Source organism: Pseudomonas sp. PDM02 (assembly GCF_014852285.1).
Taxonomy (GTDB): Bacteria; Pseudomonadota; Gammaproteobacteria; order Pseudomonadales; family Pseudomonadaceae; genus Aquipseudomonas; species Aquipseudomonas migulae.
Genome location: NZ_JACVBL010000001.1, coordinates 701798 through 715837 on the forward strand (window position 1 = coordinate 701798; position 14040 = coordinate 715837).

Annotated in this window: 10 protein-coding genes; 6 read left to right on the plus strand and 4 right to left on the minus strand. The window is 60.9% G+C overall.

The annotated features are described in order from the left end of the window. Window positions 1–463 precede the first annotated feature (463 nt). The 4 genes from IB245_RS03160 to IB245_RS03175 all read right to left on the minus strand — a co-directional run bounded on the left by IB245_RS03160 (window position 464) and on the right by IB245_RS03175 (window position 4132). Window positions 464–850, minus strand: a complete 387-nt coding sequence (locus IB245_RS03160) for a putative zinc-binding protein (RefSeq protein WP_008043726.1) — start codon at window positions 848–850, stop codon at window positions 464–466. Window positions 851–924: 74 nt separating this feature from the next. Further along, window positions 925–1599, minus strand: a complete 675-nt coding sequence (locus tag IB245_RS03165) for a Crp/Fnr family transcriptional regulator (protein WP_008030978.1) — start codon at window positions 1597–1599, stop codon at window positions 925–927. An 86-nt stretch (window positions 1600–1685) separates the two neighbouring features. Next, window positions 1686–2333, minus strand: a complete 648-nt coding sequence (gene narL, locus IB245_RS03170; RefSeq protein ID WP_192226472.1) for a two-component system response regulator NarL — start codon at window positions 2331–2333, stop codon at window positions 1686–1688. Next, the gene (locus tag IB245_RS03175; RefSeq protein ID WP_192226474.1) at window positions 2330–4132 is read right to left on the minus strand and encodes a HAMP domain-containing protein; all 1803 of its coding nucleotides are present in this window, start codon (window positions 4130–4132) and stop codon (window positions 2330–2332) included. The genes narL and IB245_RS03175 overlap by 4 nt, the downstream gene beginning before the upstream one ends. Window positions 4133–4543: 411 nt before the next feature. Between IB245_RS03175 and IB245_RS03180 the strand changes: the two genes are divergently transcribed. The 6 genes from IB245_RS03180 to narI all read left to right on the plus strand — a co-directional run bounded on the left by IB245_RS03180 (window position 4544) and on the right by narI (window position 14037). Further along, window positions 4544–5848, plus strand: a complete 1305-nt coding sequence (locus IB245_RS03180; RefSeq protein WP_008030986.1) for an MFS transporter — start codon at window positions 4544–4546, stop codon at window positions 5846–5848. Continuing rightward, the gene (locus IB245_RS03185; protein ID WP_008043731.1) at window positions 5826–7223 is read left to right on the plus strand and encodes a NarK family nitrate/nitrite MFS transporter; all 1398 of its coding nucleotides are present in this window, start codon (window positions 5826–5828) and stop codon (window positions 7221–7223) included. The genes IB245_RS03180 and IB245_RS03185 overlap by 23 nt, the downstream gene beginning before the upstream one ends. Window positions 7224–7292: 69 nt before the next feature. Beyond that, the gene (locus tag IB245_RS03190) at window positions 7293–11066 is read left to right on the plus strand and encodes a nitrate reductase subunit alpha (RefSeq protein ID WP_008043732.1); all 3774 of its coding nucleotides are present in this window, start codon (window positions 7293–7295) and stop codon (window positions 11064–11066) included. Window position 11067: 1 nt separating this feature from the next. Further along, window positions 11068–12606, plus strand: coding sequence for a nitrate reductase subunit beta (gene narH / locus IB245_RS03195; RefSeq protein ID WP_192226476.1), 1539 nt, complete (start codon window positions 11068–11070; stop codon window positions 12604–12606). Between the two features lie 2 nt (window positions 12607–12608). Beyond that, on the plus strand, window positions 12609–13364 hold the full coding sequence (gene narJ / locus IB245_RS03200; RefSeq protein ID WP_192226478.1) for a nitrate reductase molybdenum cofactor assembly chaperone: 756 nt from the start codon (window positions 12609–12611) through the stop codon (window positions 13362–13364). Then, on the plus strand, window positions 13357–14037 hold the full coding sequence (narI, locus tag IB245_RS03205) for a respiratory nitrate reductase subunit gamma (RefSeq protein ID WP_008030998.1): 681 nt from the start codon (window positions 13357–13359) through the stop codon (window positions 14035–14037). Before narJ ends, narI begins: the two co-directional genes overlap by 8 nt. Window positions 14038–14040: the final 3 nt, after the last annotated feature.

The following is a 14040-nucleotide window of genomic DNA, read 5'->3' on the forward strand; positions in this document are numbered from 1 at the left end:
AACGCGGGCTGTCTGAATGAACGCGTTGTCCGGTCGTTTTTCGCGGGCAAGCCTCGCTCCTACAGGGAATCGCGTTTGCTTTTGATTTCCACCACTCATCAGGCCGAGCGTTAGCTCGCCTTCAGCTTTTGATCTGAGCGCCCCCTCGAGAGGCCGAGTGGAGGTTCTGCGCAGTGGGCAACCCGGCATGGATGCCGGGTTAGCCGCCCCCGGCCATGGATGGCCGATGGCGGCGGGCCCACGGAGCAGGACCGGAGCGAGGGTATAGCGAGCCTTAGCGAGGCACCGAACGAAAGGGGCAAGAGCCCTTGGTTACTTGGGGCTCTTCCAAGTGACTCGCTGTAAAAGCGAAACCAATATCAGCCGTTACCGCAGGAATGGATATGTACACCTGAACGAAAATGATCGGCTACCAGGCCGCTATCGCCAGCAAGCCAGCTCCTACAGGGAATGTTCGCTGCCCTCAAGCCCGGCTTACATGCTGCCGGGTATCACTGACAATCAACCCCCTGATCCCCTCAAACAACTCATCGCTCTGCGCCTCGGTGCAATCCTCGCCATAACGCTTACGCACCCCGTAATGACTCAGAATCAAATGCACATCCGCATGCAAACCATGCTGCTTCAGACAGTTCTCGACACATTGCAGCGGGCAACCATCCAGCGCAAAAATCCGCCGCCCCGACCGCGCCTTGTTGACCAGCGCGGCCACATGCCCGCCGACACCGGCAATGCAGGACATTTCAGCAACGCCACTGCGATCCAGGCGCACAGCCAATGTGTTGGCCAGTTGCGCAACATTGGAACAGCCGGAACAGGCATAGACCAGAGGCAAAGTCGAAGGGGGCATTGACGCTCTCCGTTGATGGGGTGTTCAAGTGTGCAAGGCACAGGGCGTTGCGCATTGATGGCAGTCAATTCCGGTTATTGGAACGCCGCCAGGTCCTCTTCCGCGAGGATGCTGATGTGGCGTCGCTCCATGGCGATCAGGCCGCTGTCCACCAGGCGATGCAAAATCCGCGAAAAGGTTTCCGGCTGAATCCCCAGCTTCGACGCCACCAGGCGTTTGGACATCTGCAAGACAATCTGGCCGGTGACCGGGTTGCGTTCCTGAAACAGGAAATTGATCACCCGACGGCTCGCGCTCGCCATGGTCAAGGTGTCGATGTCCCGCAGCCGCAAGTGCAGGTGCACGCTCATACTCGCCAGAATCGCCAGGCAGACTTTCGGCTGGTCCTCCAGCGCATTGCGATAGTGGGTGCCCTCGATGCTGACCAGCACGCTGTCCTTCAACGCGGTGGCGCTCACCGGGTAGAGCCGGGCCTGGCTGAACAGCAGCGCTTCGGCAAAGGTTTGCCCGGGCTGGATGATCTCCACCAGGTTTTCCTGGCCTTCGCCAGTGAGTCGGTACAACTTGACCTGGCCGCTGACCAGCAGAAAAAAGCGTTTGGCCGGATCGCCCTGATGCATGAGCGTGCTGTGACAAGGCAGGCGCTTGAGCATGGCCAGGGCACAGACTTCCTCGAAGACTTTCTCCGGCAATTGGCTGAACAGATGATGACGGCGCAACGTTAAAACGATGGAAGGGTGGGTCAGCATGGCGTACCTCCGCTGACGGTCATAGTAGAGAGCGCAGGCCGGTTGACCTATGCCTCTGCAGGCCTACCTCCAAGGAGGCATGGCCGTCAGCCCGCACTGCGCAGATGCTCCATGGCCCACACCGCCGCCTCGACCCGCGAGCGCAAACCGAGTTTGTGCAGCAGGTTCTTGACGTGAACCTTGACCGTCCCTTCGGTGATGCCCAGCTTGTGCCCGATGACCTTGTTGCTGAAGCCGCTGGCGATGGTTTTCAACACCTGGCGTTCGCGGTCGGTCAGTTCGACCACCGCCTGGCGTGGCGGCGAGCGCAACGCCTGGGCCATGACCTGGGTCAGGCCGGGGCTGATGACCAATGCACCGTCCAACGCTTCGCGGATGTACTGGATCAACAGTTCGGGCTCCATGTCCTTGAGCAGATAACCGTCGGCATCCAGGCGCAACGCGTCGCGAATATCGTCTTCGGCGTCCGACACGGTGAACAGCAACACCTTGCCGGTGTAGTGCATCGCGCGCAGTCGACGCAGGGTTTCAATGCCGTTCATTTGCGGCATGTTGTTGTCGAGCAACACCAGGTCCGGTTGCAGCGGTTCGATCAGGCTGAGCGCTTCCTCGCCATGGTTGGCTTCGCCGACGATCAGGAAGTCATCTTCCAGTTCGAGCATTTGACGGATGCCGCGACGCATCATGGGATGGTCGTCTACCAGCAGGATTCTATGGTGTGGGGACGGGTTCATGTGACGCTACCTTCTGTGTGCTGTCCGAGAAATTCCGGGTGGAATTCCAGCTGGACGAGGGTGCCTTGAGGCTCCCTGGAAAATATGTGCAAGTGGCCGCGCAAGCTCCGCGCCCGCTCATCCATGATGTTCAGGCCGTGATGTTCGCGCTGGTCGACGTCGCCGCTGAAGCCGCGCCCGTCATCCTCGACCGACAGCCTCACGGTTTCGCCGTCCTGACGCAGTTCCAGCCAGGCGTTTTGCGCGTGAGCGTGGCGCAGGCAATTGGAAAGCGCCTCGCGGGTGATCTGCAAAATGTGGATCTGCTCGCTGGCCGAGAGCTGAAAGGCCAGCGCATCGACGTGCAGGTGCACCTGGAATTCGCCACGACGGGAGAATTCTGCGGCAGTGTCCTTGAGCTCCTGCACCAGCCCGGCATCGTGAATCTGCAGGCGGAAAGTGGTCAGCAGTTCGCGCAATTGGCGGTAGGCATTGTTCAGTCCTTCGCGCAATTCGGCGGTGACGTTTTCCAGGGTCTGCACCGGTTCGCCACGGCGCATCAGGGTCTGCATGCGGCTGACTTGCAGCTTCATGTAGGACAGGGCCTGGGCCAGTGAGTCGTGCAGTTCGCGGGCGATGATCGTGCGCTCTTCCAGCAACAGTAACCGATGATCCTGTTCCCGTTGGCGCTTGAGTGAGAGCGAAGTGCCGATCAGGTTGGCCAGGGCCTGGATCAGTTGGGTTTCCCAGGCTTGCGTGGGGTGGCCGTCGACAAAGTAAGCCTTGAGTTCACCCAGTTCGCTGCCCTGGTTGCTGATGCTGAAGGATTGCGGCCTCGCGTCGTGGTGTTTCTGGCACGTGGCGCAATCGCTGCTGGCGCAGACGTCGCGGATGTTGGCGCCATGCAGGGCGATCAGTTGCTGGGCAGGCGCCTGCGCCTGGCCTTGCAAGCACAGCGACAGGCGCAAGCCCGGCAGGCGTTGCTGGAAGCGCCGGATCAACTCGTCCAGCCCTTCGGCATTGGCCAGGCGTGTGGCCAGGCTGCGACTGCTTTGATAGAGCAACTCCAGCGCAGCGTTGGCCTGTTGCAGGTTCAGGGTTTTTTGCCGGACCTGACTTTCCAGTGTGCGGTGTGACTCTTCTATCGTTTCGGCCATGGCGTTGAAGCTCGTGGCCAACTGGCCCAGTTCGTCCTGGGACTGATGGTTGACCCGCACCTTGAAATCACCGCGTCGAAAGCGCTGGGTTGCGTCCACCAACTCCTTGAGGGGCGTGACGACGCCGTACTGCAACTCGTACAAACCGATCAGCAGGACAATCATGGTGGTGAACAGCGCCATGCCCTGGATCACTTGTTGCCAGCCCTGCTTTTGCTCGCTCTGGCGCTGGAGCAGGCTGACGAACTGGTTCAGTTGCTCAACGAACGGCCGGGCCTGGGCTTGAAACGCCACGGCATCGCCGCGTTCCAGCGCCGGGCGCAACGCCTCGTTCCATTGTTGCTGGAGTTGCCTATAGCTGGTTTGCAACGCGGTGGTCGGGCCATCTTCCAGCACGGCCTTGAGTGACTGGCTGTTGAGACGACGTTGCAGGCTTTCAGTGATGCCGATGATTTCTTCATCGGTGGCACCGGCGGCGAGTTTCCAGCTCAGGTGGTAGGTTTCCATGCGCACCGAGCCCGCCGTGTTGATGGCGGCGGCATCACCCTGGCTGAACCAGGCGATCAACCCGGCGCTCAACGAGCTGGCGAGGGCGAGCACGGCGATCAGGATCACCGCGAGCCCGGCGCGGGCGGGCAGGGAGCTGCGCAACCAGCGAATCATCGGCGCAGGTCCCGGGGGTAAAGCAGAAAGCAGAGCATGTACAGCTCCAGAGTGAGGTTGTTTGTTATGGCCTCTTCGCGGGCAAGTCGGATCGCCGCCCGCTCGCTCCTACAGTTACCGGCGTTTCAGTGATCGATACCTAACCTGTAGGAGCGAGGCTTGCCCGCGAAGGCGATCCAGAGGCGCGCTACCTCTAAAGAGTTGTCGACGGCTCCCTGTCGACAGAACACTGGGTGGAAAAAGTTAAAACGCTGATAAACAAGGGGTTTTAAGCATTCTCCGGTCTACCTCCTTGGAGGTAGGCAGTGCAAGCATAGGCTTGGGCCCGCTTGGGCTTCGTTGACGTGGATCAAGTTTTTACGGGGTTGCTCTCTCTAGTCTGCCGCCATGGCTAACTGACTGGAGAGCATTGTGACCCAACCCCGTGTACGACAAGGCTTGGTGCTGGGCATGAGCACGCTGGCCTTCACTGTATGTTTCATGGTCTGGATGATGTTTGCCGTGCTCGGTGTGCCGATCAAGGAACTGCTCCAGCTCAACGAAACCCAGTTCGGCCTGCTGGCCGCGACCCCGGTCTTGACCGGCTCGCTGGTGCGTTTGCCGCTGGGGTTGCTGACCGACCGCTTTGGCGGGCGCAGCGTGTTCTTTCTGCTGATGCTGTCCTGCGTCGCACCGCTGTACCTGATCAGCCACGCCACCGCCTATTGGCAGTTTTTGCTGCTGGGCCTGTTCGTCGGTTTGGCCGGCGGCTCGTTCTCGGTCGGGATTGCCTACGTCGCCAAGTGGTTCGACAAAGAGAACCAGGGCTTCGCCATGGGCATCTTCGGCGCCGGTAACGCCGGGGCTGCGGTCACCAAGTTTCTCGCCCCGGCCCTGATCGCCGCCGGCAGTTGGCAGCTGGTGCCGAAAGTCTTCAGCGCCATCCTCTTTATCACTGCGCTGTCGTTCTGGTTCCTCAGTGCCGAAAACAAGGACCACCGCAGTGCCTCGGGCGCCACGCTGCGTGAGCAACTGCGTTCGCTGAAAGATCCTGCGGTGTGGCGCTACTGCCAGTACTACTCGATCGTCTTCGGCGGCTATGTGGCCCTCGCGCTGTGGATGACCAAGTACTACGTGCAGGAATACGGTTTCAGCCTGCAAAGCGCGGCGCTGCTGGCGGCGTGTTTTTCCCTGCCCGGTGGCGTGCTGCGTGCCGTCGGTGGCTGGATGTCGGATCGCTGGGGCGCGCAAAGCGTGACCTGGTGGGTGTTGTGGGTCAGCTGGATCTGCCTGTTCCTGCTCTCGTACCCACAGACCCAACTGCAAGTGCAGACCATCAACGGCACCGTGGATTTCCACATCGGCCTTAACCCCGCGCTGTTCACCGTGCTGCTGTTCGTCATGGGCATTGCCTTCGCGTTCGGCAAGGCCTCGGTCTTCAAATACATCGCCAATGACTACCCGAAAAACATGGGAGCGGTGTCCGGCATCGTCGGTCTGGCCGGTGGCCTGGGCGGTTTCGTGCTGCCGATCATGTTTGGCGCCCTGGTGGACCTCACCGGCGTGCGCTCGTCCTGCTTCATGTTGATGTACGGCGTGGTCTGGGTCTCCCTCACCTGGATGTACTTCAGCGAAATGCGCAAAAGCCCGGTGCTTGGTAAAGCGCCGACGCTGACCCCGTCCCCGATTTCCAGCATTGCCCAAGGAGAACAACATGTCCGTTCTGCAAAAGCCTGAAAAAGGGCCGGTCATTCATGACTGGCGCCCCGAGGACCCTGCGTTCTGGGGAAGCAGCGGCAAACAGACCGCCACGCGCAACCTGTGGATCTCCATTCCCGCGCTGCTGTTGGCCTTCGCGGTGTGGATGGTCTGGAGCACGGTGATCGTGCGCCTGAACGCCATCGGCTTCACCTTCACCACCGACCAGTTGTTCTGGCTGGCGGCGTTGCCGGGGCTGTCCGGCGCGACCTTGCGCGTCTTCTATTCCTTTATGGTGCCGATCTTCGGTGGCCGGCGCTGGACCGCCCTGAGCACCGCATCGTTGCTGGTGCCATCGATCTGGATGGGCTTCGCGGTGCAGGACCCGGGCACCCCGTACAGCGTGTTCGTATGGATTGCCTTGCTCTGCGGTTTTGGCGGCGGCAACTTCGCCTCGAGCATGTCCAACATCAGCTTCTTCTACCCGAAGTCCCAGCAAGGCACGGCCCTGGGCCTCAACGCCGGGTTGGGTAACCTGGGCGTCTCGGTGATGCAGTTCTGCGTGCCGCTGGTGATCACCTTCGGCGTGTTCGGGGTCATGGGTGGCAATCCGCAAACCCTGCCGGACGGTGGCCAATTGTGGCTGCAGAACGCCGGGTTCATCTGGGTGCCGTTCATTGTCCTGGTGACGGTGCTGGCCTGGTTCGGCATGAACGATTTGTCCAGTGCGCGGGCCTCGTTCAGCGAGCAAGCGGTGATCTTCAAACGCAAGCACAACTGGCTGATGTGCTGGTTGTACCTGGCGACCTTCGGTTCGTTCATCGGTTTTTCCGCTGCGTTTCCATTGCTGATCAAAACCTCGTTCCCTGATGTGATCGCACTGAAATTCGCCTTCCTCGGCCCGTTGGTGGGTGCGCTCGTGCGTCCATTGGGCGGCTGGCTGGCGGACAAGCTCGGCGGCGCGAAAGTGACCTTGTGGAACTTCGTCGCGATGATCGTGATGGTCTTCGGCGTCATGCACTTCCTGCCGCAGAACGGTACAGGCGGCAACTTCTACGGCTTCCTCGGCATGTTCATGCTGCTGTTCATCACCACCGGCGTGGGCAACGGCTCCACCTTCCGCATGATCCCGGTGATCTTCCGCACCCAGCATGAAAAAGCCGCTGCCGGAAAATCCCCGGCCGTACGCGAACAAGCACTCAAGAATGCCGGCAAAGAGTCCGCCGCCGTCCTGGGCTTCAGTTCGGCCATGGGCGCCTTCGGTGCGTTCTTCATTCCCAAATCCTTCGGCACTTCGATGGCCCAGACCGGCGGACCGGAGATGGCCTTCTACATGTTCGTCGGTTTTTACCTGAGCTGCATCGTCGTGACCTGGTGGTGGTACGCGCGCAAAGGCGCTGCGACACCCTGCTGAGACGACCCGAATCCAACCATTGCGTGGGCGGGGCACAGAACCCCGCAGCAAGCCTGAGAGGACTACACCGTGAGTCATTTACTGGATCAATTGCGGTTTTTCAATCGCAAGCAAAACGAGTTTTCCGAGGGTCATGGAGAGACCCGCAAAGAGTCGCGCGACTGGGAGAACGTCTACCGTTCGCGCTGGCAGTACGACAAGATCGTGCGTTCCACCCACGGGGTGAACTGCACCGGGTCTTGCTCGTGGAAGATCTACGTGAAGAACGGCCTGATCACCTGGGAAACCCAGCAGACCGACTACCCGCGCACCCGCAACGACCTGCCCAACCATGAGCCTCGTGGCTGCCCGCGCGGCGCCAGTTACAGCTGGTATATCTACAGCGCCAACCGGCTCAAGTACCCGAAAATCCGCAAGCCATTGCTCAAGCTCTGGCGCGATGCGCGCCAGACCATGGCGCCGGTCGAAGCCTGGGCCAGCATTGTCGAGGACAAGGCCAAGGCCGACTCCTATAAAAGCAAGCGCGGCATGGGCGGCTTCATTCGTTCCAGCTGGGACGAAGTCAACGAGATCATCGCGGCGTCCAACGTCTACACCATCAAACAGTACGGCCCCGACCGGATCGTCGGGTTCTCGCCGATCCCGGCCATGTCGATGGTCAGCTACGCCGCAGGTTCGCGTTACCTGTCGCTGATCGGCGGCGCCTGCCTGAGCTTCTACGACTGGTACTGCGACTTGCCACCGGCTTCGCCGATGGTCTGGGGTGAGCAGACCGACGTGCCGGAATCGGCCGACTGGTACAACTCCAACTACATCATTGCCTGGGGTTCCAACGTTCCGCAGACCCGTACCCCCGACGCGCACTTCTTCACCGAAGTCCGTTACAAGGGCACCAAGACCGTGGCGATCACTCCGGACTATTCGGAAGTCGCCAAGCTCACCGACCTGTGGCTGAACCCCAAGCAGGGCACCGACGCGGCGCTGGCGCAGGCCTTCAACCATGTGATCTTCAAAGAGTTCCACCTGGATAAACCGAGCGCCTATTTCACTGACTACGCCAAGCGCTTCACCGATCTGCCGGTGCTGGTGCTGCTCAAGCAAATGGCCGACAAGGCGCCGGGCGCCGGTTACCAGCCAGACCGCTTCCTGCGCGCCAGCGACTTGACCGACAACCTCGGCCAGGAAAACAACCCGGAATGGAAAACCATCGCCCTGGATACCAGCGGCGAACTGGTGTCCCCTCAGGGCTCCATCGGTTATCGCTGGGGCGAGAAGGGCAAGTGGAACATCCTGCCGCGTGAGGGTGGCGAAGGTCGCGAAATCGATCTGAAACTGAGCCTGATCGGCGATGACGTGGCCGAAGTGGCGTTCCCGTATTTTGCCGGCGAGTCCCACGAGCACTTCCAGCACGTGGCCGGCGATGCCGTGCAATACCGTCGTGTGCCGGTGCACAGCCTCGTTCTGGCTGACGGCAGCGTGGCCAAAGTCGCCACCGTGTTCGACCTGTCGGCCGCTAACCTGGCGATCGACCGTGGCCTGGGTGGCGAAAACGTCGCCAAGGATTACAACGACGCCTCGGTGCCCGGCACCCCGGCCTGGCAGGAGCAGATCACCGGCGTCAGCCGCGAGAAAGCGATCCAGATTGCCCGTGAGTTTGCCGATAACGCCGACAAGACCAAGGGCCGCTCGATGATCATCGTCGGCGCGGCGATGAATCACTGGTACCACATGGACATGAACTACCGCGGGCTGATCAACATGCTCATGCTCTGCGGGTGTGTCGGTCAGACCGGTGGCGGTTGGGCGCACTACGTCGGCCAGGAAAAACTCCGTCCGCAATGCGGCTGGCTGCCCCTGGCGTTCGGTCTGGACTGGAACCGTCCGCCACGGCAAATGAACGGCACCAGCTTCTTCTACGCCCACAGCTCGCAGTGGCGCCACGAGAAGATGAGCATGCACGACGTGCTCTCGCCATTGGCCGACAAGTCACAATTCCCCGAGCATGCGCTGGACTACAACATCCGCGCCGAACGCGCCGGCTGGTTGCCTAGCGCACCGCAACTCAACACCAACCCGCTGCACATTTGCCGTGATGCCGCTGCTGCCGGCATGGAACCGAAAGACTACGTGGTCAAGTCGCTGCAGGACGGTTCGCTGCGCTTCTCTTGCGAGCAACCGGACAGCCCGGTGAACTTCCCGCGCAACATGTTCATCTGGCGCTCCAACCTGCTGGGCTCCTCGGGCAAGGGCCACGAGTACATGCTCAAGTACCTGCTCGGCACCAAGAACGGGGTGATGAACGAAGACATCGGCCAGGTCGGCGACTGCAAACCGGAAGAAGCCGAGTGGGTGGACGAGGGCGCCATCGGCAAGCTCGATCTGGTGACTACGCTGGACTTCCGCATGTCCTCGACCTGCGTCTATTCCGACATCGTCTTGCCGACCGCAACCTGGTACGAAAAAGACGACATGAACACCTCGGACATGCACCCGTTCATTCACCCGTTGTCGGCCGCGATCGACCCGGCGTGGGAATCGCGTTCCGACTGGGAAATCTACAAAGGCATCGCCAAGGCGTTTTCCAGCATGGCCGAAGGGCACCTGGGCGTCGAAAAGGATCTGGTGACCATTCCGCTGATGCACGACAGCGTCGGCGAACTGGCCCAGCCGTTTGGCGGCACCGACTGGAAAAGCGAAGGCGTGGCACCGGTGCCGGGTAAAAACGCACCGAACCTGCACGTGGTCGAGCGCGACTACCCGAACATCTACAAGCAGTTCTCGTCCCTCGGGCCATTGCTGGAGAAACACGGCAACGGCGGCAAGGGCATCAACTGGAACACCGAGGCCGAAGTGAAGTTCCTCGGTGAGCTCAACCACCACGAACGGGACGCCGGTATCAGCCACGGCCGTCCGAAAATCGACTCGGCCATCGATGCAGCGGAAGTGATCCTGTCGCTCGCACCGGAAACCAACGGCCACGTAGCGGTCAAGGCCTGGGCCGCGCTGTCGGAATTCACCGGTATCGACCACAGCCATCTGGCGGTGGGCAAGGAGCATGAGGCGATTCGCTTCCGCGACATCCAGGCGCAGCCACGCAAGATCATTTCCAGCCCGACCTGGTCGGGGCTCGAAGACGATCACGTCAGCTACAACGCCGGTTACACCAACGTTCATGAAGCCATTCCATGGCGCACCATCACCGGTCGTCAGCAGTTCTACCAGGATCACCCGTGGATGCAGGCGTTCGGCGAGCAGCTGATGAGTTACCGGCCGCCGGTCAACACCCGGACCATCGCCGGGGTGAAAGGCAAGCGCAGCAACGGCCACAAGGAAATCGTCCTGAACTGGATCACGCCGCACCAGAAGTGGGGCATCCACAGCACCTACAGCGACAACCTGTTGATGCTGACCTTAAGCCGTGGCGGCCCGATTGTCTGGCTGTCGGAGAACGACGCGAAAAGCGCCGGCATCGAGGACAACGACTGGATCGAGTGCTTCAACGCCAACGGTGCGCTGACCGCCCGTGCGGTGGTCAGTCAGCGGGTCAAGGACGGCATGGTGATGATGTACCACGCCCAGGAACGGATCGTGAACGTGCCCGGATCGGAAACCACCAAGACCCGTGGCGGCCACCACAACTCGGTGACCCGCGTCGTGCTCAAACCGACCCACATGATCGGTGGCTATGCCCAGCAGGCCTACGGTTTCAACTATTACGGCACGGTCGGTTGCAACCGCGACGAGTTCGTCGTGGTGCGCAAAATGTCCAAAGTCGACTGGCTCGATGGTTCGTCCGGTGATGACCTGCCGCGTCCTCTGCCGACCGATATCGAGGAGAACTGAGATGAAGATTCGCTCACAAATCGGCATGGTGCTGAACCTGGACAAGTGCATCGGTTGCCACACTTGCTCGATCACCTGCAAAAACGTCTGGACCAGCCGTGAAGGCATGGAATACGCCTGGTTCAACAACGTCGAAAGCAAACCCGGGATCGGCTACCCGAAAGAATGGGAAAACCAGGACAAGTGGAAGGGCGGCTGGATCCGCAATGCCAACGGCTCGATCAACCCGCGCATCGGCGGCAAGTTCCGCGTGTTGGCCAACATCTTTGCCAACCCGGACCTGCCGAGCCTCGACGACTACTACGAGCCGTTCGACTTCGATTACCAGCACCTGCACACCGCACCGCTGGGCGAGCATCAGCCTACGGCGCGCCCACGCTCGCTGGTCTCCGGCAAGCGCATGGAGAAAATCGAGTGGGGCCCGAACTGGGAAGAAATCCTTGGCACTGAATTCGCCAAGCGTCGCAAGGACAAGAACTTCGACAAGATCCAGGCGGACATTTACGGCGAGTACGAAAACACCTTCATGATGTATTTGCCGCGCCTGTGCGAGCACTGCCTCAACCCGGCGTGTGCGGCATCGTGCCCGAGCGGGGCGATCTACAAGCGTGAAGAAGACGGCATTGTCCTGATCGACCAGGAAAAATGCCGTGGCTGGCGCATGTGCATCAGCGGCTGCCCGTACAAGAAAATCTACTTCAACTGGAAAAGTGGCAAGTCCGAGAAGTGCATTTTCTGCTACCCGCGTATCGAAGCCGGGATGCCGACCGTGTGCGCCGAAACGTGCGTCGGTCGTATCCGTTACCTCGGCGTGTTGCTGTACGACGCCGACCGCATCAGCGAAGTGGCGAGCACCGCCAATGAGCAGGATCTGTACGAGAAACAACTGGAGATCTTCCTCGACCCGAATGACCCGGTGGTGATCCGTCAGGCCCTGGCAGACGGTGTACCGCAGTCGGTGATCGATTCCGCCCAGCGTTCGCCGGTCTACAAAATGGCCGTGGACTGGAAACTCGCGCTGCCGCTGCACCCGGAATACCGCACCTTGCCGATGGTCTGGTACGTACCGCCACTGTCGCCGATTCAAAACGCCGCAACCGCTGGCACCGTTGGCATGAACGGGGTGATTCCGGACGTCGACAGCCTGCGTATTCCACTGAAGTACCTGGCCAACCTGCTGACTGCCGGCGATGAAAAACCGGTCAAGCGTGCGTTGAAACGCTTGCTGGCGATGCGTGCCTACAAGCGTTCCGAGCAAGTCGATGGTGTGCAAGACCTGCAAGTGCTGGCGGACGTCGGTTTGAGCGTGGACCAGGTCGAGGAAATGTACCGCTACCTGGCCATCGCCAACTATGAGGACCGCTTTGTGGTACCGACCGCCCACCGCGAAGACGCCATGAGCGACGCCTTTGCCGAACGCTCCGGTTGCGGTTTCAGTTTCGGCAGCGGTTGCAGCGGCAGCTCCGACACCAACATGTTCGGCGCGAAAAAGGCCAACCGTCGCGACGTCCTGAAAACCGTGCAGTTGTGGGAGGAATGAGCATGCAAATTCTCAAAGTGATTTCGCTGCTGCTCGATTACCCGACTGAAACGCTGATCAGCGGCCGCGACGAACTGGAGCAGGCGATCATTCAATCGCGGGAAATCAGCCCGAAGCAGCGCGGTGCGTTGTTCGAGTTGCTGGAGCTGATCTGCGCCAATGACCTGATGGACGGGCAGGAGCACTACGGTGCGCTGTTCGGTCGGGGGCGCGCGCTCTCGTTGCTGTTGTTCGAGCACGTGCACGGTGAGTCCCGCGACCGTGGCCAGGCCATGGTCGACATGATGGCGCAGTACGAGGACGCCGGTTTTGCCATCGGCGTCAAAGAGCTGCCGGACTACATCCCGCTGTACCTGGAGTTTCTGTCCACTCGCGAAGACATCGAGGCCCGCGAGGGCCTGGCGGATGTCTCGCACCTGCTGGCCTTGCTCGCGGCGCGTCTGGAGGAGCGTGAAAGCGCCTACGCCAGTTGCTTCCGGGCGCTGCTGCAGATTGCCGGCTCCGAACCGCATCAGGCCGTGGCCGACCTGCGTGAGCAGGTCGCGGCGGAAGTGCGCGACGACTCGCTCGAAGCCCTCGACAAGATCTGGGAAGAGGAGGCCGTGGACTTTCTCCAGGCCGAACAGCAGGACCGTTGCGGTTCGCTGCCAAGCGCGCCGGGCAAGGCCCGGGAAGAAAGCGCGGTGCCGTTGCACTGGGTGGATTTTCAGCATGAAGGACTGGCCGCCGCGCCAGTCCAGGAGGTAGGCAATGTCTAAATGGAACCTGTTGTTGTTCGGGATTTATCCCTATATCGCTTTGGCCATTTGCCTGATCGGCAGTTGGGCCCGCTTCGACCTGTCGCAGTACACCTGGAAGGCGGGCTCCAGCCAAATGCTCAACCAGCGCGGCATGCGCGTGGCGAGCAACTTCTTCCACATCGGTGTGCTGTTCGTGCTGGCCGGGCATTTCGTCGGCCTGCTGACGCCCGCGTCGGTTTATCACCATGTCATCAGCACTGAGAACAAGCAGTTGCTGGCGATGGTGTCCGGCGGCTTCTTCGGCCTGTTGTGCCTGATCGGCCTGCTGATGCTGGTCAACCGGCGCCTGAGCGACCCTCGGGTCCGCGCCACGTCCAGTACGTCGGACATCCTGATTCTGCTGGTGCTATTGGCGCAGTTGCTGCTCGGCCTGCTGACCATCGTTGCGTCCACCGCGCACATGGACGGTTCGGTGATGGTGATGCTCGCCGACTGGGCGCAGAACACCGTGCTGTTGCGGCCGACAGAAGCGGCGGCCTCCATCGCGCCGGTCGGGCTGACCTACAAGTTGCACGTGTTTCTCGGCCTGACCCTGTTTGTGCTGTTCCCCTTCACCCGTCTCGTACACGTGATCAGTGCACCGGTCTGGTACCTGGGACGCCGTTATCAAATCGTTCGGCAGAAATTCTGAGGA

Bases quoted from the DNA above. Each gene is read 5' to 3' on its own strand.
- IB245_RS03185 (WP_008043731.1), top strand. From the start codon at position 5,826: ATGTCCGTTCTGCAAAAGCCTGAAAAAGGGCCGGTCATTCATGACTGG.
- IB245_RS03175 (WP_192226474.1), bottom strand. From the start codon at position 4,132: ATGATTCGCTGGTTGCGCAGCTCCCTGCCCGCCCGCGCCGGGCTCGCG.
- IB245_RS03165 (WP_008030978.1), bottom strand. From the start codon at position 1,599: ATGCTGACCCACCCTTCCATCGTTTTAACGTTGCGCCGTCATCATCTG.
- narI (WP_008030998.1), top strand. From the start codon at position 13,357: ATGTCTAAATGGAACCTGTTGTTGTTCGGGATTTATCCCTATATCGCT.
- narH (WP_192226476.1), top strand. From the start codon at position 11,068: ATGAAGATTCGCTCACAAATCGGCATGGTGCTGAACCTGGACAAGTGC.
- narL (WP_192226472.1), bottom strand. From the start codon at position 2,333: ATGAACCCGTCCCCACACCATAGAATCCTGCTGGTAGACGACCATCCC.
- IB245_RS03160 (WP_008043726.1), bottom strand. From the start codon at position 850: ATGCCCCCTTCGACTTTGCCTCTGGTCTATGCCTGTTCCGGCTGTTCC.
- narJ (WP_192226478.1), top strand. From the start codon at position 12,609: ATGCAAATTCTCAAAGTGATTTCGCTGCTGCTCGATTACCCGACTGAA.